Raw genomic sequence first — 20,838 nt, forward strand, 5'->3', positions numbered from 1 at the left:
GCGTACCGTAACCAGGTCGAGTTGTCGATGGCTGCTGCCGCCTGCCTCCGATGGGCACAGATCATTTGGGTGATCGGTCAGCGGTGCACACGGGCGTAACTGCGAGCTACTCGTGGGCGCACGGTGACAGCCAGGACGGCACCCCGCAACTACCGATTTCTTCTGGAGCCCCCGAGTGAGCAAGCGCACCTTCCAGCCGAACAACCGTCGTCGCGCGAAGACCCACGGCTTCCGCCTGCGGATGCGTACCCGTGCCGGTCGCGCGATTCTCGCGAACCGTCGCAGCAAGGGTCGCGCCAACCTGTCCGCCTGATTCCGATCAGGTCATGACGTCGTGCTGCCCACCGAGAACCGGCTGAGGCGGCGCGAGGACTTCGCGACCGCGGTACGGCGGGGGCGCCGGGCTGGACGCCCGCACCTCGTCGTCCACCTTCGTAGCGGTGCCACGGACCCGCATGCGCCTGGGGAGAGCGCTCCCCCGACGCGTGCGGGTTTCGTCGTGAGCAAAGCCGTGGGTGGTGCGGTCGTACGCAACAAAGTCAAGCGCAGGCTTCGCCACCTGATGCGCGACCGAGTCGCCCAGCTGCCCCCCGGTAGCCTGGTAGTCGTACGAGCGCTGCCCGGTGCGGGCGACGCCGACCATGCACAGCTGGCCCGAGACCTGGACGCCGCCCTCCAGCGGCTGCTGGGAGGGGGCGCGCGATGAAGTACCCGCTGCTTGCTCTGATCAAGCTCTACCAGTGGACGATCAGTCCGCTGCTCGGGCCGGTCTGCAAGTACTACCCGTCGTGCTCCCACTACGGCTTCACGGCCATCGACCGGCACGGTGCCATCAAGGGAACGGCACTCACGGCCTGGCGCATCCTGCGGTGCAACCCGTGGTCGCTGGGTGGTGTGGACCATGTCCCGCCGCGCAAGCGCCCGCGGTGGCACGAAATGCTGCGTAACGCGTGGCGTGCACGCAAGGGCGGGCCCTCCGCCGCCGACCCGGCCATCGAAGGACAGACTTCTCCCACAAGTCCCCCGAGTCCTTCGAGCCCGGCCGCAGAGACACCGTCCCATGCCCAAGGAGCATGATTAGTGGACACGATTGCCAGCCTCTTCAGCTTCATCACCACACCCGTCTCCTGGGTCATCGTCCAGTTCCACTCGGTGTACGGCGCCGTCTTCGGCCCCGACACCGGATGGGCCTGGGGCCTGTCGATCGTGTCCCTGGTGATCCTGATCCGTATCTGCCTGATCCCGCTCTTCGTGAAGCAGATCAAGGCGACCCGGGCCATGCAGACGCTCCAGCCCGAGATGAAGAAGATCCAGGAGCGATACAAGAACGACAAGCAGCGTCAGTCCGAAGAGATGATGAAGCTGTACAAGGAGACGGGCACCAACCCGCTCTCCTCGTGCCTTCCCATCCTGGCGCAGTCCCCGTTCTTCTTCGCCCTGTACCACGTGCTCAACAGCATCGCGTCGAACGACACCATCGGCGTGATCAACACCAGCCTTCTGGAGAGCGCGCAGAAGGCGCACATCGTCGGTGCGCCGCTGGCGGTGAAGTTCACCGACAGCGCGTCGAAGGTGGAAGCACTCGGTGCCTCCCTCACCGACGTCCGCGTGGTCACCGCCATCATGATCGTCCTGATGTCGGCGTCGCAGTTCTTCACCCAGCGCCAGCTGATGACGAAGAACGTCGACACCACGGTGAAGACCCCGTTCATGCAGCAGCAGAAGATGCTGATGTACGTCTTCCCCGTCATGTTCGCCGTCTTCGGCATCAACTTCCCGGTCGGTGTCCTCGTCTACTGGCTGACCACCAACGTGTGGACCATGGGCCAGCAGATGTACGTCATCCACAACAACCCGACCCCGGGTTCCAAGGCCCAGGCCTCGTACCTGGAGCGCCTCCACAAGCACGTCACCACGCACGGCAAGGTCAGCCGGCGGCGTGACAAGGTCATCGTGAAGGCGATCGTCGCCAAGGGACGCGACCGTAACGAGTTCGAGCGCAAGTTCATCAACGGCCTCAGCAAGGCCGGCCTCGCCGCTCAGACCGACGGCACCGTGATCAAGAGCGACACCGCTGTCGCTGTCGAGGCCGAGGACGGTACGCCGACCACCGGCACGCCGAAGCGTCAGCAGCCCAAGCGGCAGACCAAGGCACAGCGCCAGTCCGCTGCCGCCAAGGCGGCCGAGGAGTCCGAGCAGAAGACGTCGCTCACCAAGTCCGACGCGCCCGAGGACGCCAAGCCCGCCCCCGCTGCCAAGAAGGGCGGCGCGAAGTCCGGCAGCGGTACCCGCAGCAAGGCCCAGTCCGGACAGCGCAAGGGCCCGCAGCGGCCCAAGTCCCCGTCCAAGAAGTAAGAAGGAGTCCATCCCGTGACGGAAGGCACCACCTCCGCCGCTGCCGAGGGTGCAGACACCCTGACTCGCCTGGAGCAGGAGGGCGAGATCGCGGCGGACTACCTGGAGGGTCTGCTCGACATCGCCGACCTCGACGGCGACATCGACATGGACGTCGAGGCCGACCGTGCCTCTGTCTCGATCATCAGCGACACGGGCAGCCGCGACCTGCAGAAGCTGGTCGGCCGGGACGGCGAGGTGCTGGAGGCGCTCCAGGAGCTCACCCGTCTGGCCGTGCACCGCGAAACCGGTGACCGCAGCCGGCTGATGCTCGACATCGCGGGATACCGCGCCCAGAAGCGCTCCGAGCTGTCGGAGCTGGGCGCCAAGGCCGCCGCCGAGGCCAAGAGCAGCGGCGAGGCCGTGCGGCTGGACCCGATGACGCCGTTCGAGCGCAAGGTCGTGCACGACGCGGTCAAGGCCGCGGGCCTGCGCAGCGAGTCCGAGGGCGAGGAGCCGGAGCGCTTCGTCGTCGTGCTTCCCGCCTGATCGGCCCATACTTCCCCGGCCCCGTCTGTTGCGCAGGCGGGGCCGAACTTTGTCAGCCTGATAGTTCTGGTGGTTCTGGTGTCGGCGCGGGTACGCGCTGACACGGTACGGAAGGACGGTCCCCCGTGACGGAGGCAGCGGAGCTTCCCCCCGCGCCCGAGCAGGCGCGCGAGGTGTTCGGTGATCGCTTCGCGGATGCGGTGCGGTACGCCGAGCTGCTCGCTGAGGCGGGCGTGCAGCGCGGTCTCATCGGCCCGCGTGAAGTGCCCCGCCTGTGGGAGCGGCACCTGCTGAACTGCGCGGTGCTCTCGGAGGTCGTGCCCGAGGGCGTGACGGTGTGCGATGTCGGCTCGGGCGCCGGCCTCCCCGGGATCCCGCTGGCACTGGTCCGGGAGGACCTGAAGATCACGCTGCTGGAGCCGCTGTTGCGGCGTACCAACTTCCTCTCCGAGGTCGTGGAACTGCTCGGCCTGGATCATGTGACCGTCGTGCGCGGCCGGGCCGAGGAGGTGATGGGCAAGATCCAGCCCGTCCACGTCGTGACGGCCCGAGCGGTCGCGCCCCTCGACCGCCTCGCCACATGGGGCATCCCTCTGCTGAGGCCGTACGGGGAGATGCTCGCGCTCAAGGGCGACGCCGCCGAGGAGGAGCTGAAGAGCGCGTCGGCGGCCCTGAGCAAGCTGGGTGCGGTGGAGACGTCCATCCTGCACGTCGGTGAGGGTGTGGTGGATCCGATGTCCACGGTCGTGCGGGTCGAGGTCGGGGAGAGCCCCGGTGGGGTGCGCTTCGCGGCGAAGCGCGCCAAGGCGGCTCGCACGGGGCGGGCCCGTCGGCGACGCTGATCCGTCCTGAGGACGAGACGTACTCCACACAAGCTGCCAAACGTACGCAAGCCGGAGTGTCGCGGCGGTTCGGCCACGGCGGCTGTGCATCGTGTTTCACGTGAAACGTCGCTCACTGTTGCACGGCATCATCAGTCGTGGCCGCGCTGCGGCCGAACCCCGCGACCGTAAGCCTCTTGGGTCACTCGATGAGGGAACCGAGTTGTCCACAGAGGTGGAATTCTCCACAGAACGGAAGGCCTCACTGGTTCACGACCCCGAAGACATGGGAGGCTCTGTTCATTGCGAGCCTGAAGTCGAGGAGAGTGAATCCTTGCGGTCCGACGCCAACATCGCGGGACCGATGACCGATCCGGTCCCCGGTCCCCGTACCGAGTCGATGGGGGCGGATGTTTCACGTGAAACACCGCCTCCGATGGACGACACTCCCATCGGTCGTGCTGCCCAACTGGCGGTGGAGGCTCTAGGCCGCGCCGGCGAGGGCCTGCCACGGCCCGAGCAGACCCGAATCATGGTGGTCGCCAACCAGAAGGGCGGTGTGGGCAAGACGACGACGACCGTCAACCTTGCTGCGTCACTGGCCCTGCACGGTGGCCGGGTTCTGGTGGTCGACCTCGACCCACAGGGCAATGCGTCCACCGCGCTGGGCATTGACCATCACGCCGAAGTTCCGTCCATCTACGACGTGTTGGTGGAGAGCAAACCGCTCTCCGAGGTCGTCCAGCCGGTCCCCGATGTCGAGGGTCTCTTCTGCGCCCCTGCCACGATCGATCTCGCCGGTGCGGAGATCGAGCTGGTGTCCCTGGTGGCACGAGAGAGCCGGCTGCAGCGCGCCATCCAGGCGTACGAACAGCCGCTGGATTACATCCTCATCGACTGTCCGCCCTCGCTCGGCCTTCTGACGGTCAATGCGTTGGTGGCGGGCCAGGAGGTTCTGATCCCGATCCAGTGCGAGTACTACGCGCTGGAAGGCCTGGGTCAGTTGTTGCGAAACGTCGACCTGGTGCGGGGGCACCTCAACCCCGCCCTGCATGTGTCGACCATCCTCCTCACCATGTATGACGGCCGGACGCGACTCGCGTCCCAGGTCGCAGAAGAGGTGCGCACTCACTTCGGCGACGAGGTGCTGCGGACGAGCATTCCCAGGTCCGTCCGTATCTCCGAGGCGCCGAGTTATGGCCAGACGGTCCTGACTTACGATCCTGGATCGAGTGGTGCCCTCTCTTATCTTGAGGCGGCACGAGAGATCGCGCTGAAGGGTGTCGGCATCAGCTATGACGCGACGCACGCCCATATCGGCGCACAGCAGAACGACCCGAGCATGGTGGAGGGCATTCAGTGAGCGAGCGACGGAGGGGGCTGGGCCGTGGTCTCGGCGCACTGATCCCTGCTGCGCCGACGGAGAAGTCGGTGGCCCAGGCTGCGGCAGGGGGTGCCGCTTCCACGTCCCCCGCGGCAGTACCCGTGCTGCCGAACGACCGGGGGGTGGCCGCGGCGAAGGTGGCGACCCTGCCGAATGTTTCACGTGAAACAGAGGAACCGGCGCAGCCCAGTGCTCCCGCCACGCCTGCGCCGCCCATCGGTGCGCACTTCGCCGAGATTCCCCTCGACTCCATCACGCCGAACCCGCGGCAGCCGCGTGAAGTCTTCGACGAGGACGCGCTGGCCGAGCTCATCACCTCCATCAAGGAAGTGGGACTCCTCCAGCCGGTCGTCGTACGGCAGGTGGGCCCGGCCCGCTACGAGCTCATCATGGGCGAACGCCGCTGGAGGGCTTGCCGCGAGGCGGGGCTGGAGGCGATCCCGGCGATCGTGCGCGCCACGGAGGACGAGAAGCTCCTCCTGGACGCCCTGCTGGAGAACCTGCACCGCGCCCAGCTGAATCCGCTGGAAGAGGCAGCCGCCTACGACCAGTTGCTGCGGGACTTCAACTGCACGCACGACCAGCTGGCGGACCGCATCGGCCGATCCCGCCCACAGGTCTCCAACACCCTGCGCCTGCTGAAGCTCTCTCCGGCGGTGCAGCGTCGGGTCGCCGCCGGAGTGCTCTCGGCGGGGCACGCTCGGGCCCTGCTGTCCGTCGAGGACTCGGAGGAGCAGGACCGGCTCGCCCACCGCATCGTGGCCGAGGGACTGTCGGTGCGGGCCGTCGAGGAGATCGTGACCCTGATGGGGTCGCGTCCCCAGAAGGCTCAGCGGCCCAAGGGCCCGCGTGCTGGTGCTCGCGTCTCTCCCGCGCTGTCCGAGCTCGCCACCCGGCTCTCGGACCGCTTCGAGACCCGGGTGAAGGTCGACCTGGGCCAGAAAAAGGGGAAGATCACCGTCGAGTTCGCCTCCATGGAGGACCTTGAGCGGATCCTCGGTTCACTCGCTCCCGGCGAGGGACCGGTTCTGCAGAAGAGCCTGCTGGAGGACGACTCCGAGGAGAGCGAGTCCTGAGCCTCCGGCGGGAGCCGCTGTTGTGGACGACGGAGCGGGCCATGTCCGGTGTGTGCCGGAACGTGGCTCGCTCTTTCCTTTCTGGCGGTATCGATGGAATCGCATCGTGGATACGATGCGTTCGGATACGGCGCACCACCCGGCAGTACCTCTGAGAGGAAGGCAGGGGCCATGCGAACGATGAGCCGCACTGGACTGGTGAGCGCCGGTTTGGGGCTGGGAGCGGTCGGTGGGTTCATCGGCAGTCTCCTCAGGGAACGGAGCGCTCTCACAGCCGCCCGCGACGCGGCAGGCGAAGGAAGCGAGGATCAGCCTTCATGGGTCGCCGGCTCGTACCGCTCACGTTGGACAACCTTCAGGACCTTCCCCAACGCTGTCGGTCGTGTGTCTTCTGGGAGCTCGACCCGGTCAGCGGTGAGGCCGCGGTAAAGGCGGGCGAGTCCGCTCTCGAGAAGGAAGCCTGGATCTCGGCCGTTCTGCTGGACTGGGGCTCCTGCGGCCGGGTCGTGTACGTCGACGACGTGCCCGTGGGATTCGTGCTCTACGCGCCCCCGGCCTATGTCCCGCGCTCTACGGCGTTCCCCACGAGTCCCGTCTCCCCCGACGCGGTTCAGCTGATGACCGCGTTCATCGCGCCGGGGTACCAGGGGCAGGGGCTCGGCCGGGTAATGGTCCAGACGGTCGCCAAAGACCTGCTGCGGCGCGGGTTCAAAGCGATCGAGGCGTTCGGGGATGCGCGCTGGAAGGAACCGGCCTGTGTGCTGCCCGCCGATCACCTCCTGGCGGTGGGCTTCAAGACGGTCCGGCAGCACCCCACCTATCCCCGGTTGAGGCTGGAACTGCGGTCGACGCTCTCCTGGAAGGAAGACGTCGAGATGGCCCTGGACCGGCTCCTGGGAGCCGTGCAGAAGGAGCCGGCGCTGCGGCCCCTGTAGGGCGGTATTCGGCGGCCGCTGTGGGACTGGAACTCGTGGCCGAACAGGAACTGGGTGGCCGCTGTGGGGCAGGAACTCAAACGAATGGGCCAACCCTTCCGGGTTGGCCCATTCGTGTTTCACGTGAAACAGGCACCGTCGCTCCGACGGCTCCGCCGGTTCACTCGGCGATGAACTCCTCGAGGTCACGAACGATCGCGGCCTTAGGCTTGGCGCCCACGATGGTCTTGGCGACCTCGCCACCCTGGTAGACGTTCAGGGTCGGGATGGACATGACGCCGTACTTGGCGGCCGTACCCGGGTTCTCGTCGATGTTCAGCTTGACGACCTCGATCTTGTCGCCGTACTCGGAGGCGATCGCCTCGAGGGACGGCGCGATCTGACGGCACGGACCGCACCAGGCGGCCCAGAAGTCCACCAGGACGGGCTTGTCGCTCTTGAGGACGTCCTGCTCGAAGGAGTCGTCGGTCACATTCTTCAGGGTGCCGGCCACGGCGGGCTCCTTAACTGGTTGGTGCGTGGGGCGGGTAGGGAGAGGTCAGACAGCGGTCTTCTCGGGCTCGGGCTGCTCCTCGTCCGCGAGGGCGGCGAGGTAGCGCTCGGCGTCGAGAGCAGCGGAGCAGCCGGTCCCCGCCGCGGTGATCGCCTGACGGTAGGTGTGGTCGACCACATCGCCGGCACCGAAGACACCGGTCAGGTTGGTGCGGGTCGACGGCGCGGCCACCTTCAGGTAGCCCTCGTCGTCCAGGTCGAGCTGACCCTTGAAGAGCTCGGTGCGAGGGTCGTGGCCGATAGCGATGAAGAGACCGGTCACCGGCAGGTCCGAAAGCTCGCCGGTCTTGAGGTTACGCAGCTTCAGACCCGAGAGCTTCGCGTCACCCTGGATCTCGGCGACCTCGCTGTCCCACACGAACGTGATCTTCGGGTCGGCGAAGGCACGCTCCTGCATGGCCTTGGAGGCGCGCAGGGTGTCGCGGCGGTGGACGACGGTCACGGACTTGGCGAACCGCGAGAGGAAGGTGGCCTCCTCCATGGCGGTGTCGCCACCACCGATCACGGCGATGTCCTGGTCCTTGAAGAAGAACCCGTCACAGGTGGCGCACCACGACACCCCACGACCGGAGAGGGCGTCCTCGTTCGGCAGACCGAGCTTGCGGTGCTGCGAACCGGTGGCGACGATGACGGCCTTCGCGCGGTGGACGGTACCGGACGTGTCCGTGACGGTCTTGATCTCACCGGTCAGGTCGACGTTGACGATGTCGTCCGGAACGAGCTCGGCGCCGAAGCGCTCCGACTGGGCGCGCATGTTGTCCATGAGCTCGGGGCCCATGATGCCGTCCTGGAAGCCCGGGAAGTTCTCGACGTCGGTGGTGTTCATGAGCGCACCGCCCGCGGTGACGGCGCCCTCGAACACCAGTGGCTTCAGCGACGCGCGCGCGGTGTAGAGCGCCGCCGTATAGCCGGCGGGCCCGGAGCCGATGATGATCACGTTACGGACGTCGCTCACGGCTTGATTCCTCGTCTCTGGACTGCGTCGTTCGACCGGTGTGGGAGTTCCTCTCGGAGCTCTCACCCCACCCAACGGATCCTAAGGGGCGAGCATTCCCGCTGTGTCCGGGCACACGGAGATGCGGCGCCGTGGGGGGTACCGCGCAGGGCGAAGACGGAGGCGTGTCTCAGGCGGACGGGTACGAGCGCTGAAGAAGGACCTTGCCCTCGGCGTTGGCCGCAGCATGATCCACACAGGTCGCGTCGACGATGTAGGCGGTGACCCGAGTGGCGTCGGATGCGTCGGGGAGCAGGACCAGCATGGCCTTCTTCCCCTGATACCTGCCGTTCTCGACAGCGAGGGCCGTGTCCTTGCGCCCGATGCCGTCGCGGACGCAGGCGGGCACGGTGGGCTCCCGGAAGACCCGATGATGGTTGGGCTCGGCGGTCTTCGCGCCGAAGGGGGTGCGGGAGCCGCCGCCCTCCTCGCTCTGCTTGTCCGCCAGGAGATCGGTGACCTGCTTCTCGAGCTTCCCCTCGGAGAAGGTGTCCGCGGGGGCGGTCTGCGGTCCGCCCGCCGTGTCACGCGAGGGTTTGCCGTCGTCGAGTGACGACAGCAGGACGGAGCCCAGCCCCAGGACGGCGACGGTGAAGACGGTCCCCAGAACGGCGATCCTCCGGCGCCCGTTCCGCGTGCGGTCCTTGCGGCCCGGGCCGGTGGTGGCAGAACGGGGGCGTCCGGCGGGGCGGTCGGCGGGCGTCGATGTTTCACGTGAAACATGCGCACCGCTGCCGCTCTCGGACGTGGCATGGGGCGTGCTCACCGGCGTCTGGTGCTCTGCGGTTTCCGGCCCCGTGGCGTTCAGCAGGGCCTCGGCGGCGAGCGCGGCATCGATGCGGCCTGCGACATCGGCGGGCATGCGCGGTGGGCCCGGCAGCGTGCCGAGCAGCCCGCGGATCTCCTCCAGGGAGGCGTAGACGTCCGCGCAGAGCTCGCACCCGTCCAGATGCCGGCGCACGTCGGTGCTCCGGGACGGTGGGAGGAGGCCCTCGGTGAGGTCGGAGATCTCCGCGACGTCCGGGTGCCCGGCCATGTCTGTCGTCGACGTCACGCTCGTCCACCTCCGCCCTTCACTGCCGCTGGGTCGCTCGGCCCTGTGTCCGGTGATTCCGCTCGGCGCGGTCCCGCTGCGGGTGGGACGGCTGGCCCCTGCGTCCGGTTCCGTTCCCCGCCAGGCTTCTCGCTCCCACCGGTGCTGTCCGGCCGTAGGTGCGTGAGCAGCGGCAGGAGTCTGGCTCTGCCGCGTGCACATCGGCTCTTCACCGTGCCGGTCGGCACGTCGAGGATGCGGGCCGCTTCGGCGACCGGGTAGCCCTGCATGTCCACCAGGACGAGCGCCGCTCGCTGGTCGGTCGGCAGGGTTCCCAGGGCTTCGATGAGCTGCCTGTGGAGATCGTTGCGCTCGGCGGGTGCCGAAGCCGACTCGTGTGGCTCCAGCAGCTGCTCCAGGCGCTCGGTGTCGTCGACGGGAGAGGTCTTCCGGGAGGCGACCTTGCGGGCGCGGTCCAGGCAGGCGTTCACCGTGATCCTGTGCAGCCAGGTCGTGACGGCCGACTGGCCCCGGAAGGTGTGGGCGGCCCGGTAGGCGGAGACGAGGGCGTCCTGCACCGCGTCAGCGGCCTCCTCGCGGTCTCCCAGCGTCCGCAGGGCGACGGCCCAGAGCCGATCGCGGTGCCGCCGCACGATCTCACCGAAGGCGTCGGGGTCGCCCTCGACATGCCGGGCGAGGAGGTCCTGATCACTTGCACCGCTGTGCTCGGCGCGGTCCGCCATCGAACCCCCTTCCCCTCGGTCGGCTCTCAGCCCGTGAACTTCACTTCGGTGATGGCCTGCTTGTAGCCCGGGCGGCTGTAGTTGGCGGGGTCGTTACCGGAGTACGGCAGGGCCGTGAGCCACACGAGGAGGTACCGGCTCTTCACGGGCTTGTCGACGGTCACCTTCGCGGAGGTGCTGCTCGTCGTGGCCGTGCCCAGCTTCTTCATGGCACTCAGCGGTGTGGACGAACCGAGGGTGTCGGTCGCGTACAGCTCTACCGTGGTGTGGTCGCTGCCGTACCGCAGCGAGAGCGTCGCGGCCGAGACTTCCTTCTCGGACCCGAGGTCGTAGACGATGCCGACACCGGGCTTTATCACCATCTTCGGGCCGTCCAGGTAGCTGCTGGTGCGCCAGGCCGTGGACGGGTCGCCGTCGTAGGTCTTGGTGACGTCGGCGGGGTGCTGGGCGTCGCCCTTGGCGACGTACTCCTCGGCGCCCTTGATGGCGATCGGCTTCGGTGCCGGGCGGTCCTTGTTCTTGTCGCCGCTGTCGTTGTTCTGCGTCTGGCCCGGGTCCTCGTTCTTGCCCCCCTGGTCCATGAGCGCGTCCGCCAGCTGCCAGCTGCCGAGACCCAGCGCGGCGATGAGGAGCGCGGACACGGCCCACTTCAGGGCCTTGCCCGTGCGGCTCTGCAGCGGGGGCGGCGGGGCCGGGACGGGCTGCGTGGCACCGGGGCGCGGGGCCTGGCGGCCGTACGTGCCCTGCTGGTACGCGGTGCGCTGGTACTCGGGCGGGGCGGTGAACGCCGGCTCCGGCGGGCGGATGCGGGGCATCTCGCCGATCGCCTTCACCAACTCCTCGGGGGTGGTGCACGGAGACTCGTGGCGGGAGGCGGTGGCGCCGTCGTTGGCGAGCGCGCGCATGGAGAGCTCGGAGAGGCCGCGGTGCACGCCGGCACGCACCTGGTCGGGCGCGATCAGGCCGATGTCCTTGGGCAGGCCGGACAGCCCGTAGGCATCGCTCTCGTACGGCCAGCGCTGGGTGAGCGACGCGTACAGCAGGGCGCCGATCGCCTCGGTGTCCGTGCGCTGCGGGGTGTCGGACGCGACGCCCCGCAGAGCGGCGTTCACCGCGAGCCCCCGGATGCGCCACTGGCCGGTCGAGGCACGCAGGACGGCGTTGGGGTTCAGCCGCAGATGGGCGAGGCCCTCGCGATGGGCGGCGGCCATGGCGGAGGAGACCTGGCTGACCATCTGGTAGGCGTCGTACGGCTCCAGCGGCCCGGCGGCGAGGAGCGTGGTCAGTTCGGTCGCGTCCGGAAGCCATTCGTGGACGACGTAGACGAGGTCGTTCTCCTCCACCGCGTCCAGCACCTGGACGAAGCGCGGGTCGCCCAGCAGGGCGGAGGAACGGGCGGCGGCCAGGACGGACCGGGCCCGTGAGTGATCCGCGGGCAGGATGTGCACGCCGACGGCACGGCGGAGCTTCTCGTCCACGGCACGCCAACTGCTGAAACCGTCCAGTCGGGTGACGCACTCCTCGAGGCGGTAGCGTCTGGCGAGTTTGTGACCACTGTGCAGTTCAGGCGGCGAGGTCTTCCCTGGACCGTCGGTCCGGGTGCTCTCCTGTACCTCGTCGCTGTCCGTGTCCCGCTCCCGGTTCTTGGCCACCCCGTCGGCCGTGGACTGGTCCGCCTGTGCGGTCAGCGACGACTCGTCGCTGTTGTCTGCCACGTCGACGGCAGCCGTACTCCGTTCCGCCACCGTCGTTCCTGCCTCCCCATCCATTGCGCGCCGCCCGGCATCCGTTGCGCGCCGTTCGACGCCGAAACCAATTGTGCCCACAGTCCGCCGCTATGCACGACACGCGGTGGCTGACGATGGTTGTGCGCCCACCCCCGACTCAGCGCCCCAGGCGTCCGCGGACCATGCCGACCAGCGAGTTGAGTTCCTCGATGCGCATACGGCGGGCGGCGACGAAGAAGATCACGAGTAGTACGGCGCCTCCGGCCAGCACCGCGGCGAGCGAGCCCGCGACGCCCTGGCCGAGCGTGCGGCCGATGCCGTAGCAGGCCGCGCCGCTGAGCAGGGCGGCCGGGACCGACGCGATGCACAGCCGGGCGTAGGTCCGCAGGACACGGGCGCCGTCGAGGTCCCCGCCGAGCCGCTTGCGCAGCCGGCGCCAGGCGACGCCGACGCCGATCGCGTAGGCCAGGCCGTACGAGGCGGCCATACCGACGACGGCCCAGCGCGACGGGATGACGAAGTAGCAGACCGCCGAGGCGCCGGCGTTGACCGCGGCCACGATGACCGTGTTGTAGAAGGGAGTTCGGGTGTCCTCGTAGGCGTAGAAGGCGCGCAGGACGACGTACTGCACGGAGTACGGAATCAGGCCGAGACCGAACGCCATCAGCATGAAGCCCATGTTGGTGGCCTCGCTGGTGCCGGAAGAGCCGAACATCAGCGTGCACATGGGGATGCCGAGGGAGAGGAAACCGAACGCGATCGGCACGATGGCGACCGCCGTGTTGCGCAGGCCCTGGGAGATGTCGTCGCGGACGGCACCGCCGTCGCCCTCGGCCGCCGAGCGCGACAGGCGCGGCAGCAGGGCGGCCATGAGGGAGACCGTGATGATGGCCTGCGGCAGACCCCAGATCAGCTGTGCGTTGGCGTAGGCGGCGAAGCCGGTGCCGTCGACCGGTGAGGCCTTGCCCGCCGCGGTCGACAGCTGGATGACGATCATGGCGCCCGCCTGGTTGGCGAGGACGAACAGGACCGTCCACTTGGCGAGCGTGATGGCCTTGCCGAGGCCCTGGCCCTTCCAGTCGAAGCGCAGCCGCAGCCGGAAGCCGGTCTCGCGCAGGTAGGGGATCATCGCCAGCGCCTGGACCACGAGGCCGAGCAGGACGCCGATGCCGAGCAGGCGCTGGCCCTCCGGCGGGATGTTCGTGACCTTCATCCCGGACTCGGCGGCGGTGCCGTAGACGTAGATGAACATGCCCAGCGTCACGATGATGACGATGTTGTTCAGAACCGGGGTCCACATCATCGCGCCGAACTTCCCGCGGGCGTTGAGGATCTGTCCCATCACCACGTGGACGCCCATGAAGAAGATCGAGGGCAGGAAGTACTGGACGAAGGTGATGCCGACTTGGTTCGCCGCCGGGTCGCTGGCGACCGGGTCGGACAGCATGCGGATGAGCAGTGGCGCGCCGAAGATCGAGAGCGCGGTGAGCGTGCCGAGCGACACCATGACGAGGGTCAGCAGACGGTTGGCGTACGCCTCGCCGCCGTCCTCGTCCTCCTTCATGGCGCGAACGAGTTGAGGCACGAAGACGGAGTTGAGACCGCCGCCGACCGTGAGGATGTAGATCATCGTCGGCAGCTGGTAGGCGACCTGGAAGGTGTCACCGAGGAGACCGACGCCGAGGGCCGACACGATCAGCGCGGAGCGGATGAAGCCGGTGAGGCGGGAGACCATGGTGCCCGCCGCCATCACGGCGCTGGACTTCATCAGGCCCGCGGCGCGACCGCCCTTCTTCGGAGCGGGCGAGGCAGCGGCCTCCGGGGCGGGGGTGTCGTCCACCGCCGGCGTCGCCGCGGTCTCGCCGGGTGCCGGGTACTGGCCCGCCGCGTACTGACCCTGTGCCGCGTACTGCCCCTGCGCCAGCGCGCCCGGGGCCGGTGACGGGCCGGGGACCGACGGCGACTCGTAGGACGGGTGGCCGCTGCCCTGCTGCTGGTCCCGGAAGAGATGCGCGAACGCGTCCGGCTCCTGGCGCGGCTCGCCCGCCTGGGAGACGAGGTCGTCCACGCCCACGAACTGGGTGGTCCGGGCGTCGTCGCCGTACGGCAGGTGCCTGGACGGGCCCTCCGGCTCCGGGGCGGGCGTCTGGGCCCACACCCGGGGGTCGGGCGCGTACGGCGACTGCGGCGGCTGGCCGTACAACTGCTGCTGAGGCTGGTACGTGCCCTCAGGGGGCGGGGGGTGCGCGGAGCGGTCGTAGCGCGCTTCGGCGACCGGGTCCTGGGCGGAGAGGTCCTGCGCCCGGTAGGGGTCCTGGCCGTAGGCGTCCTGGAGGTACATGTCCGCGGGCGGCTGCGGCGGCACCTGGCCGTGTTCGGGCGGCGAGTCCTCGGGCCCGCCCGACTCGGGGTAGCCCGAGCTGCCCACGCCACGGCCGTGGTCACCGTCGTACGGCGCGTTCATGGTTACCCCACCTCATCGTCCCGGGCCCACCGGCCACGACATCTCAACGGTCCACTCTCTCACCCGTGCCGGGCGGGTCGGCGCTTTCCGCTGCGGTGTCCGGGGCCGGGTCACTCGGCTGCTGCGGGGCGTCTGCCCGGGAGCCGGCCTCGGACTCCTCGTTGAGACGGTCGCCGGGGGCCTGCGGGTTCTGCGGAGTACCGACCGGGCTGTCGGCATCGTCCGCCTCCGCGGCGGCGTCCTCGGCGGCCTCACGGGCGGCGGCGCGCTTGCGCTGGGTGTACATACGGAAGCCGGCGAGGACCAGGAGCAGGACACCACCGCCGATGACCAGCATCACGGTGGGCGTGACTTCGGTGACCTTCACGTCGAAGGTGACGGGCTCGCCGTACTTCTGGCCGTCCTCCGTGTACAGCTGGGCCTCCACCTTCGCCCGGCCGTTGGCGTTGGCGGACGTGGTGAACTTCACCGACTGGCTGTGCCCGCCGTTCACCGCGACCCGGTGTTCCTCGTAGGCGTTGCCGGCGATCTTGAGTCGCGTCGGGTTCTGTGACGTGAGCCGCAGCTTCAGGTGCTCGACGCCCTGGACCAGGTTGTTCTGGACGGTGACGGGGATCGTGGCGCTGCGGCCGGAGAGCTTGGTCTCCGACTTCTCGATCAGCTTGACCCCGTCGGTCAGCCCGTCGAGGTAGGACTCGACGTTGTCGCGGTAACCCACCGCCGCGACGCCCCGGCCCCGCCACGACGTGGACATCTCGCGGTTCATGGCCCGCCCGAAGGGAGTGACCACCCGGGACTCGTCGGTGAGGATCACCTTGAAGTTGCCGAGCTTGTCCTGCGTCCTCGCGATCTGTTCGAAGGCGGCCCGCGGCAGCTCCTGCTTGCGCAGCGAGGAGGGGTACGCGGAGGCGGGCGGCACCTTCCTGTTGGCCGACGGGTCCGGCTTGGCCTTCGCGGCGGCCGTGAGGTCCTGCGACTCGGACCAGTTCCCGCCCTCGAGGGCTCCCAGCGCCTCGGCCATCGCCTGCGCCTGGTTCACGGAGGGCATGCGCTGCGGAGCGACGACGACGCTGCGTTGCTTGCCGGTCTGGAGGCCGAGCGTCAGGCTCTGCGCCAGGAAGCGCTGCACGGCCAGCGTGGACGCGGAGGCCTCTGTCAGGTCGCCCTGGAACGCCGTGGACATCCTGGAGTCCGCGACGACCGCCGTGGTGCCGCCGCCGATGGGCCGGGCCGCGGAGGGTGTGTACGACAGGTTGTCCTGGAGGCTGTCGCTGCGGGCGATCACCTTGTCGGCGCCCGCAGACGTCGCGACCTTCATGATCGACGGGTCGACGGCGCCGTCGACGGGCCACGCGAAGTCCTTGGACGGTTTCACGTGGAGGATCGTCTGCACCGTGTTGTCGACGGCGTCGGTGGCTTCCTTGAGGTGGCTCAGCGAACCCGTGACGGCCGTGCCGTTGTGGGCGAGGGAGGCCAGGTCCGGATCGCCGAACGGCAGGGCGACGACCTCTTTGCCCGCCACTGCCTGCTGGAGCTCGGAGAGCCACTGCTTGGCGGCCGCCTGGTTCCTGCCGGGGGTCGTGGCGCCGTCCTCGCCTCTGACCTCGTAGCTCCTGGTCATCGCGTCCACGGACGCCAGCAGGTCCGGGTCGATCACCCAGGTGATGTCGAGGCCTTTGCCCAGTGACACCATCTGGTCCAGGCGCCCGCCCGGGGCGATCTCCTCGGCGAGGTCGTCGTTGCTGAAGACCGGCGTCTGCTGCTCGTTCGACCCCGTCTCGGCCGTCATGTGGACGTCGGAGACGAGCGGCCACAGGAACGTGGTCTTCGTCTTGGTGCCGGCCTCCTCCGGCTGCCACGGCAGGAACGTGCGCTGGACGCCGAGAACCTGGTCCCAGGGCTGCGCGGCAGTCTCGCCGGAGAGCGCGACGGCCAGCTGGTAGACGCCGTCCTGGCCGAGGTCCAGCTCGTCGACCGGCACGGAGATGTTGAAGGGCTCCGCCACGCCGGGGGTGAGCTTGGGGAACTTCTCGGTGTACTTGCCGCCGACTGGCTCGCCGGCGGGGCCCTGGATGTCGTCGCTCTTCTTGGCCAGGCCGTCGATGGCCGAGCGGGTGTCGAGCGAGGGCCCCACCCGCAGGTCGACGTGGGCGTCGGTGACCGGCTGCTTGCCGTTGTTGGTCACCGTGCCCGTCACGTTCACCGTGTCGCCCTCCGTGGGGGCGCTGGGGCTGAGCGAGTCGACAGCGACGGACACCGAGCCGCTCGTGCCGGAGGCAGCCTGGAGGGACTCCTGCCCGGCCGCGTCCGCCGGCGTCGCGGCGGGCAACTGGAGGAGTCCGGCCAGCAGGGGCGCACCGGCGAGCAGTGCCCCGGTGCGCCGCAGCCACCGGCGGGCAGGTGAGGCACTGGTCCCCTGGAAGTCTGCCGCCTCGGCCACGCGCTCGCCCGTCCCTCGTCGTCGTCAGTGGTCGTCGGAATGTGCGTCCACGCATGGTAACGATGCGCGCTGAGGGGAAGTGCCGCGGTCCGTTCCACAAGATCGCGGTCCGGCACCGAGCTGTCCGGTATGTCGCTGTATGGCGGAGAGTGGTTGTCTCCTTCTCAAGAGCATCCCTTGTGCGCGTATGGAGGGACGTGTCTGCATGCGTCATACGGGGAGCTCGGGGGCGCCCGGGCCACGTACCCTCTTCTGTTGTGCCGAACGCCAACGAAGAAATGCCCAGTGCCCTGAGCCAGGTGCAGCACCGCGCAGTGAGTGAACTGCTGCGGGTCGCTCCTGTCGCCGACGACCTCGCCCGCCGCTTCCAGGAGGCCGGGTTCTCACTTGCCCTGGTCGGCGGCTCGGTCCGGGACACGCTGCTGGGTCGGCTCGGCAACGATCTGGACTTCACGACCGATGCCCGCCCCCAGGACGTTCTCAAGATCGTGCGCCCGTGGGCGGACGCCGTCTGGGAGGTCGGGATCGCCTTCGGCACCGTCGGAGTGCAGAAGGACGCCAGCGTCGGAGACGCTGATCGACGCTTTCAGATCGAGGTGACCACCTACCGGTCGGAGGCGTACGACCGGACCTCGCGCAAGCCCGAGGTGTCGTACGGCGACTCCATCGAGGAGGACCTCGTCCGCCGTGACTTCACGGTGAACGCGATGGCCGTCGCGCTGCCGGAGAAGAAGTTCATCGATCCGCACGGCGGGCTCGAGGACCTCGCGTCCCGTGTGCTGCGTACTCCTGGCACGCCTGAGGAGTCCTTCTCCGACGATCCCCTGCGGATGATGCGGGCCGCGCGCTTCGCGGCTCAGCTCGACTTCGAGGTCGCCCCCGAGGTCGTCGCGGCGATGAAGGAGATGGCCGGGCGTATCGAGATCGTCTCGGCCGAGCGGGTGCGGGACGAGCTGAACAAGCTGGTCCTTTCGCCGCACCCGCGTAAGGGCCTGACGCTGCTCGTCGAGACGGGCCTCGCCGACCGCGTGCTGCCCGAGCTGCCGGCCCTGCGTCTGGAGCGTGACGAGCACCACCGGCACAAGGACGTCTACGACCACTCGCTGATCGTCCTGGAGCAGGCGATGGCGCTGGAGGACGACGGTCCCGACCTGACTCTCCGCCTGGCCGCCCTGCTGCACGACATCGGCAAGCCCCGCACGCGTCGCTTCGAGAAGGACGGCCGGGTTTCGTTCCACCACCACGAGGTGGTCGGGGCGAAGATGACCAAGAAGCGCATGACGGCGTTGAAGTACTCCAACGAGCTGGTGAAGGACGTCTCACGTCTGGTCGAACTCCACCTGCGGTTCCACGGCTATGGCACCGGCGAGTGGACGGACTCGGCGGTCCGTCGCTACGTCCGTGACGCCGGCCCGCTTCTCGACCGCCTCCACAAGCTGACCCGCTCGGACTGCACCACGCGCAACAAGCGCAAGGCGGCGGCTCTGTCACGCGCGTACGACGGTCTGGAGGAGAGGATCGCGAAGCTTCAGGAGCAGGAGGAGCTGGACTCGATCCGTCCCGACCTCGACGGCAATCAGATCATGGAGATCCTCGGCGTCGGACCCGGCCCGGTCATCGGCCGCGCGTACCAGCACATGCTGGAGCTGCGCCTGGAGAACGGGCCGATGGAGCACGATTCCGCGGTGGCCGCGCTCAAGGAGTGGTGGGCCGGGCAGGAGAGCTGAGGCCGTGAAACGGGGTCATGTTTCACGTGAAACATGACCCCGGGAGACGGACCGAGGGGCGGTGTTTCACGTGAAACGCCGCCCCCTCGCTGTGTCTGCCTTACTTCTTGTCCTTCAGGCAGAGCAGGAAGTCCTTGCTGTCGCCGCTCTCGGTGTACGTGTACTGGAAGTCCTTGGCCTCGGCCTCGCACTTGCTCGACGCCAGGGTCTGGGTGAGGTAAGAGCCCTCGATCTTGGCCAGCACCACGTACTGAGCCTTCGCATCGCTGCACTCGACGACTTCGAGGTCCGGGTTGTTGTCGTTGGTGCTGCCGCGGTGCATGCAGTCGCCGACGGCCGCCGTCTTGGCGTCGTCCCGGCTCGTTATGTAGCCGCCGATGGCAATGCCCGCCACCGCGATGACGATGGCGATGTTCTTGATGGTCTTGAAGCTGAGCTTGCGGCCGGTCGGCTGCGGCGGAACCGGAGCGTACGGAGCCGCCCCCTGGGGCGGGAAGCCGGGCTGGCCGGGCTGCTGGGGGTAGCCGCCCTGCGGCGGGTACGGAGCCTGCTGGGGCTGACCGGCGGGCTGGCCCTGCGCGAACGGGTTGCCCTGGGGCGGCGGAGTGGTCACTTGGGGTCCCCCTGGAACATGGTTGAGTGACGCGAACATGTCGCGAGATAAGACCCACGTAAGGTAGCGGTCCCCACTGACACCGCAGTAGCCGGATGTGGCTCTGTGTCATTGATGTGACACTTACTGGCGGCCAAACCGGCTCATAGTCACAGCTACTGCCGCGTAGATAACGGCGATCGTGATCACCAGCGGCACGGATCGGCCGTCCGGCGGCAGCATCAGGGCGGCGACGGCGGCGGCGCCGACGAAAGCGACGTTGAAGAGGACGTCGTAGACCGAGAAGATCCGGCCACGGAAGCCGTCCTCGACGGAGGACTGGACGATCGTGTCCGTGGCGATCTTCGCCCCCTGGGTGGTCAGGCCCAGGAGGAAGGCCGCGGCCAGCAGAGGGGCAGCGGCGAACGGCAGCCCGAGAGCGGGTTCCAGCAGCGCGGCGGCCCCCGCGCACACGACGATCCAGCGGCCCGGCCCGAGCCGCCCCGCGGTCCAGGGCGTCACCACGGCCGCCGCGAAGAAGCCGGCGCCTGAGATGCCCAACGCCAGTCCCAGCAGGGCGAGTCCGTCGTCCGTGGTCGTGGTGAGCGCGTACCGGCAGAGCATCAGCAGCATCACCAGCAGGGCGCCGTAGCAGAAGCGCATCAGCGACATGGCCACGAGCGCCCAGGCCGCTTCCCGGCGCTGCGGTGCGGCCAGGTGGCGTACGCCCGCCGCCAGATCGCGAGTGGTGCTCGTGAGAGCCGTCCCGATCCGCACGCGTACCAAGTTCCGGTCGGGGCCGAGGAGTTCCCGCGCCATGCTGAGCGACGCCAGGGCGGCGCACAGATACAGCACGGCTCCCACGAGCACCACGGCTGCGTCGGAGTCCGCCACGAACAGACGGACGACGAAGGCGATACCGCCGCCCGCGGTCGCCGCCAGCGTCCCGGCGGTCGGGGAAAGGGAGTTGGCGAGCACGAGGCGCTCGGCGTCGACCACACGGGGCAGGGCGGCGGACAGGCCGGAAAGGACGAAACGGTTGACGGCGGTGACACACAGGGCGGAGACGTAGAAGAGCCAGTCCGGAGCCGGACTGAGTATCAGCAGCGCTGTGGCGGCGGCCAGCAGTGCGCGCAGCAGGCTGCCGTACAGCAGGACCTGGCGGCGCCGCCAGCGGTCCAGCAGGACACCGGCGAAAGGACCGACGAGGGAGTAGGGGAGCAGCAGCACCGCCATGGCGGAGGCGACCGCGGCCGCCGAGGTCTGCTTCTCCGGCGAGAAGACCACGTACGCGGCGAGCGCGACCTGGTAGACGCCGTCGGCACCCTGGGAGAGCAGGCGCACGCCGAGCAGACGCCTGAAGCCCTGGAAACGCAACAGGACACGCAGGTCACGGACGACGGCCATGGGGCACAGCCTCACATACGGAGAAGGTCCCCGGGTCGTACGACCCGGGGACCCTCACAG

19 protein-coding genes are annotated in these 20,838 nt (G+C 68.8%); 10 read left to right on the plus strand and 9 right to left on the minus strand.

What is annotated here, in order from left to right:
- The first annotated feature begins 175 nt into the window (after positions 1-175).
- From rpmH to ABZ192_RS32525, 9 genes are all read left to right on the plus strand, one after another.
- Positions 176-313, plus strand: a complete 138-nt coding sequence (gene rpmH, locus ABZ192_RS32485; RefSeq protein ID WP_018846094.1) for a 50S ribosomal protein L34 — start codon at positions 176-178, stop codon at positions 311-313.
- 21 nt (positions 314-334) lie between these two features.
- Positions 335-706: a ribonuclease P protein component gene (gene rnpA, locus ABZ192_RS32490; RefSeq protein WP_082319883.1), complete on the plus strand. Its 372-nt coding sequence runs from the start codon at positions 335-337 to the stop codon at positions 704-706.
- Positions 703-1,077 carry a membrane protein insertion efficiency factor YidD gene (yidD, locus tag ABZ192_RS32495; protein WP_356928059.1) on the plus strand — a complete coding sequence of 125 codons (375 nt, stop codon included), beginning with the start codon at positions 703-705 and terminating at the stop codon, positions 1,075-1,077. The genes rnpA and yidD overlap by 4 nt, the downstream gene beginning before the upstream one ends.
- A 3-nt stretch (positions 1,078-1,080) precedes the next feature.
- The gene (gene yidC / locus ABZ192_RS32500; RefSeq protein WP_356928060.1) at positions 1,081-2,355 is read left to right on the plus strand and encodes a membrane protein insertase YidC; all 1,275 of its coding nucleotides are present in this window, start codon (positions 1,081-1,083) and stop codon (positions 2,353-2,355) included.
- A gap of 15 nt (positions 2,356-2,370) precedes the next feature.
- Positions 2,371-2,883, plus strand: a complete 513-nt coding sequence (locus ABZ192_RS32505; protein ID WP_356928061.1) for a R3H domain-containing nucleic acid-binding protein — start codon at positions 2,371-2,373, stop codon at positions 2,881-2,883.
- A 125-nt stretch (positions 2,884-3,008) separates the two neighbouring features.
- Positions 3,009-3,725 (plus strand): 16S rRNA (guanine(527)-N(7))-methyltransferase RsmG, encoded by a 717-nt coding sequence (gene rsmG, locus ABZ192_RS32510; RefSeq protein WP_059414784.1) that lies wholly within the window; start codon positions 3,009-3,011, stop codon positions 3,723-3,725.
- A gap of 265 nt (positions 3,726-3,990) precedes the next feature.
- A complete protein-coding gene (locus ABZ192_RS32515; RefSeq protein WP_078945117.1) occupies positions 3,991-5,067 on the plus strand; it encodes a ParA family protein in 1,077 nt (358 codons plus the stop codon).
- Positions 5,064-6,164: a ParB/RepB/Spo0J family partition protein gene (locus ABZ192_RS32520; RefSeq protein WP_356928062.1), complete on the plus strand. Its 1,101-nt coding sequence runs from the start codon at positions 5,064-5,066 to the stop codon at positions 6,162-6,164. The genes ABZ192_RS32515 and ABZ192_RS32520 overlap by 4 nt, the downstream gene beginning before the upstream one ends.
- Before the next feature lie 317 nt (positions 6,165-6,481).
- Complete coding sequence (locus ABZ192_RS32525) at positions 6,482-7,099, plus strand: GNAT family N-acetyltransferase (RefSeq protein ID WP_356928063.1); 618 nt, start codon at positions 6,482-6,484, stop codon at positions 7,097-7,099.
- A gap of 160 nt (positions 7,100-7,259) precedes the next feature.
- On the opposite strand, the gene trxA is transcribed toward ABZ192_RS32525, so the two are convergent.
- The 7 genes from trxA to ABZ192_RS32560 all read right to left on the minus strand — a co-directional run bounded on the left by trxA (position 7,260) and on the right by ABZ192_RS32560 (position 17,052).
- On the minus strand, positions 7,260-7,592 hold the full coding sequence (gene trxA / locus ABZ192_RS32530) for a thioredoxin (RefSeq protein ID WP_010032728.1): 333 nt from the start codon (positions 7,590-7,592) through the stop codon (positions 7,260-7,262).
- A gap of 45 nt (positions 7,593-7,637) precedes the next feature.
- Positions 7,638-8,606: a thioredoxin-disulfide reductase gene (gene trxB / locus ABZ192_RS32535; RefSeq protein ID WP_356928064.1), complete on the minus strand. Its 969-nt coding sequence runs from the start codon at positions 8,604-8,606 to the stop codon at positions 7,638-7,640.
- Positions 8,607-8,775: 169 nt separating this feature from the next.
- A complete protein-coding gene (locus tag ABZ192_RS32540) occupies positions 8,776-9,699 on the minus strand; it encodes a hypothetical protein (protein WP_356928065.1) in 924 nt (307 codons plus the stop codon).
- Positions 9,696-10,421 carry an RNA polymerase sigma factor SigM gene (gene sigM / locus ABZ192_RS32545; RefSeq protein WP_356928066.1) on the minus strand — a complete coding sequence of 242 codons (726 nt, stop codon included), beginning with the start codon at positions 10,419-10,421 and terminating at the stop codon, positions 9,696-9,698. The genes ABZ192_RS32540 and sigM overlap by 4 nt, the downstream gene beginning before the upstream one ends.
- Positions 10,422-10,447: 26 nt before the next feature.
- On the minus strand, positions 10,448-12,166 hold the full coding sequence (locus ABZ192_RS32550) for a protein kinase family protein (protein WP_356928067.1): 1,719 nt from the start codon (positions 12,164-12,166) through the stop codon (positions 10,448-10,450).
- Positions 12,167-12,305: 139 nt separating this feature from the next.
- Entirely contained in the window at positions 12,306-14,612 is a 2,307-nt protein-coding gene (gene murJ / locus ABZ192_RS32555) for a murein biosynthesis integral membrane protein MurJ (protein WP_356928068.1), read from the minus strand.
- A gap of 43 nt (positions 14,613-14,655) precedes the next feature.
- Complete coding sequence (locus tag ABZ192_RS32560) at positions 14,656-17,052, minus strand: DUF6049 family protein (RefSeq protein ID WP_356928069.1); 2,397 nt, start codon at positions 17,050-17,052, stop codon at positions 14,656-14,658.
- Between the two features lie 257 nt (positions 17,053-17,309).
- Between ABZ192_RS32560 and ABZ192_RS32565 the strand changes: the two genes are divergently transcribed.
- Positions 17,310-18,779 carry a CCA tRNA nucleotidyltransferase gene (locus tag ABZ192_RS32565; protein ID WP_356928070.1) on the plus strand — a complete coding sequence of 490 codons (1,470 nt, stop codon included), beginning with the start codon at positions 17,310-17,312 and terminating at the stop codon, positions 18,777-18,779.
- A gap of 100 nt (positions 18,780-18,879) precedes the next feature.
- On the opposite strand, the gene ABZ192_RS32570 is transcribed toward ABZ192_RS32565, so the two are convergent.
- Together ABZ192_RS32570 and ABZ192_RS32575 are read right to left on the minus strand one after the other, a co-directional pair.
- Positions 18,880-19,392, minus strand: coding sequence for a hypothetical protein (locus tag ABZ192_RS32570; protein WP_356928071.1), 513 nt, complete (start codon positions 19,390-19,392; stop codon positions 18,880-18,882).
- 123 nt (positions 19,393-19,515) lie between these two features.
- Positions 19,516-20,778 (minus strand): MFS transporter, encoded by a 1,263-nt coding sequence (locus ABZ192_RS32575; RefSeq protein WP_356928072.1) that lies wholly within the window; start codon positions 20,776-20,778, stop codon positions 19,516-19,518.
- Positions 20,779-20,838: the final 60 nt, after the last annotated feature.

The sequence above is a fragment of the Streptomyces sp. NPDC006235 genome (assembly GCF_040613735.1).
Classification (GTDB): domain Bacteria; phylum Actinomycetota; class Actinomycetes; order Streptomycetales; family Streptomycetaceae; genus Streptomyces.

What these genes read in the sequence shown, in the direction of transcription:
- yidD (WP_356928059.1), top strand. Translation starts at nt 703, where the DNA reads ATGAAGTACCCGCTGCTTGCTCTGATCAAGCTCTACCAGTGGACGATC.
- ABZ192_RS32515 (WP_078945117.1), top strand. Translation starts at nt 3,991, where the DNA reads ATGGGAGGCTCTGTTCATTGCGAGCCTGAAGTCGAGGAGAGTGAATCC.
- ABZ192_RS32525 (WP_356928063.1), top strand. Translation starts at nt 6,482, where the DNA reads ATGGGTCGCCGGCTCGTACCGCTCACGTTGGACAACCTTCAGGACCTT.
- sigM (WP_356928066.1), bottom strand. Translation starts at nt 10,421, where the DNA reads ATGGCGGACCGCGCCGAGCACAGCGGTGCAAGTGATCAGGACCTCCTC.
- murJ (WP_356928068.1), bottom strand. Translation starts at nt 14,612, where the DNA reads ATGAACGCGCCGTACGACGGTGACCACGGCCGTGGCGTGGGCAGCTCG.
- ABZ192_RS32575 (WP_356928072.1), bottom strand. Translation starts at nt 20,778, where the DNA reads ATGGCCGTCGTCCGTGACCTGCGTGTCCTGTTGCGTTTCCAGGGCTTC.